The following is a 1652-nucleotide window of genomic DNA, read 5'->3' as shown; positions in this document are numbered from 1 at the left end:
GGCCGCCCGGGTACGGTTCGCCCGCCTCGCCACGGAACTGCGGGACCTGCGCAGGTCGCTGGCCGACCCGCTGATGGACGTCCTGCACCGGGTGCTGGCCACGACGGGCCTTGAGGTCGAACTGGCCGCCTCGCCGCACGCGCTGGCGGCCCGGCGGCGCGAGACCCTGGGCAACTTCCTCGACATAGCCGCCTCCTTCGCCGCGCTCGACGGCGAGGCGGGACTGCTGGCGTTCCTCGCGTTCCTGCGTACGGCAGCGCAGTACGAGAAGGGCCTGGACAACGCGCTGCCCGGCGGCGAGAACACCGTGAAGGTGCTCACGGCGCACAAGGCCAAGGGCCTGGAGTGGGACGTCGTGGTCGTGCCGGGCCTGGTCACCGGACAGTTCCCGAGCGGCAGGGCGCGCGAGGCCTGGACGGCGCAGCCGAAGGTGCTCCCGCACGCCCTGCGCGGCGACGCGGCGACCCTCCCGGACATCGAGTCCTGGGACGCGAAGGGGCTGAAGACGTTCAAGGAGCGGATGAAGGCGCATCAGCACACCGAGGAGCTGCGCCTGGGCTACGTCGCCTTCACCCGCCCGCGCAGCCTGCTGCTGGGCTCGGGCCACTGGTGGGGCCCCAGCCAGAAGCGCCCGAGGGGCCCGTCGGACTTCCTGCTCGCGCTGTACGACCACTGCGCGGCGGGCTACGGCGAGATCGAGGCGTGGGCGGACGAACCGGCGGAGGACGAAGAGAACCCCGCCCTGCTGGCGGAGACGACCCCACAGCCCTGGCCGCTCCCCCTGGACGAGCGCTCCCGCCGCCGCCGCTGGGAGGCGGCGGACACGGTACTGACGTACCTGGAGTCGGGAACGCCTGAGCCGGTCGCGGACGAGCTGCATTCGGAGTCGTACGAGGAGCCGTACGCCCCCGAGGACGACGGTCCGGAGCCCGAGCAGGACCTGGCGGACTGGGACGCCTGGACGGACACACAGGCCGAGCCCGCCGCCGAGCACGGCGGCACGGCGCGGGATGGAACCGCGCCGGACGGGAGGGAGGGCGCCCTGCTGGACGGGTCCTTCCCCGGCAGGAGTGCGCCCGGTGCGATCCGGGCTGTGGGCACTCGGACCGACGGGGCGGTGCCCGAGCCGCTGGCGGACCGGGACGCCTGGACGGACACCCGGGCAGAGCCCGGTCCCGCGCACGACGAAACCGCGCGGGATGCGACCCGGACCGGTGGGACGGGGGAGTCCGAGCCCGGCTTTGCGGACCGGGACGCCCCGGCGGAGCCCGGTCCTGTGCCGGACGGGTCCATCCCCGGCGGGCGCGCGCCCGGCGCGACCCCGGCCGGGGATACCCCGCCCGACCGGCCGGAGTCCGAGCCCGACCTGGCGGACTGGGACGCCTGGACCCACACCCGGGACGAGCCAGCACCCACGCCCGCGCCCGACGAGACCGCACCGGACGGCACCCCGCCCGACGAAACCCCGCACCTCCCCGCCCCCCGCCCCCCGCAGGGGCCCCCGCAAGAGACGTCGCAGGGCGAGTCCCTCACCCCCGAGGAGATCCGGACCCTCGACTCCTGGGACCGCGATCTCGACGCGCTCGCCCGCGAGCTCACCCGTGCCCGCGCCACCGTTCGTGACGTCGCCGTACCGCCCTCGCTGTCCGCCT

1 protein-coding gene is annotated in these 1652 nt (G+C 75.3%); it reads left to right on the top strand.

Annotated elements, in window-relative coordinates; translation table 11 throughout:
- On the top strand, positions 1–1652 hold a 1652-nt coding region (locus HY68_RS44765), incomplete at both ends, for a 3'-5' exonuclease (RefSeq protein WP_277816748.1).

This window comes from Streptomyces sp. AcH 505, from assembly GCF_000818175.1.
Classification (GTDB): Bacteria; Actinomycetota; Actinomycetes; order Streptomycetales; family Streptomycetaceae; genus Streptomyces.
Note: the sequence above shows the minus strand (reverse complement) of the source record. Positions and strands in the feature narration are given on the sequence as shown.